The 362-nt window shown below is 60.2% G+C and carries 1 protein-coding gene; it reads left to right on the top strand.

The window, feature by feature from the left end; translation table 11 throughout:
* Window positions 1-362 (top strand): tripartite tricarboxylate transporter permease (locus AB4Z23_RS29085; RefSeq protein ID WP_441361386.1); only part of this gene is annotated, 362 nt, incomplete at both ends.

Below are 362 nucleotides of genomic sequence, written 5' to 3'. Positions count from 1 at the left end.
GCTTCTACATCGGAAACCTGGCGCTGGTGGCGATCACCATTGTGCTGACGCCGGTGCTTGCCACCTGTGCCTTCGTTCGCCCCAGTTCCCTGTTCCCCGCCGTAATCGCGATCATCGCTTTCGGGATATTCGGCATCAACAACTCGATGTTCGAAGTGGGGCTGGTGATCGGCTTCGGCATCCTCGGCTACCTGATGATGAAGCTGGATTACCTGCCTGTGCCGCTGGTGCTCGGCATGATCCTCGGCCCGATCCTGGAGCGTGGCATCCGTCGCACGCTTGTGGCGTCGGACGGCGACCTTTCGGTCTTCTTCAAAAGCCCGATCGCGCTGGTCATCCTGCTCATCACGGTCGTTCTGCTC

The organism is Agrobacterium sp. MCAB5 (assembly GCF_052114365.1).
Taxonomy (GTDB): domain Bacteria; phylum Pseudomonadota; class Alphaproteobacteria; order Rhizobiales; family Rhizobiaceae; genus Agrobacterium; species Agrobacterium tumefaciens.
The sequence above is the reverse complement of the archived record's forward strand: the minus strand, read 5'-3'. Positions and strand labels throughout refer to the sequence as shown.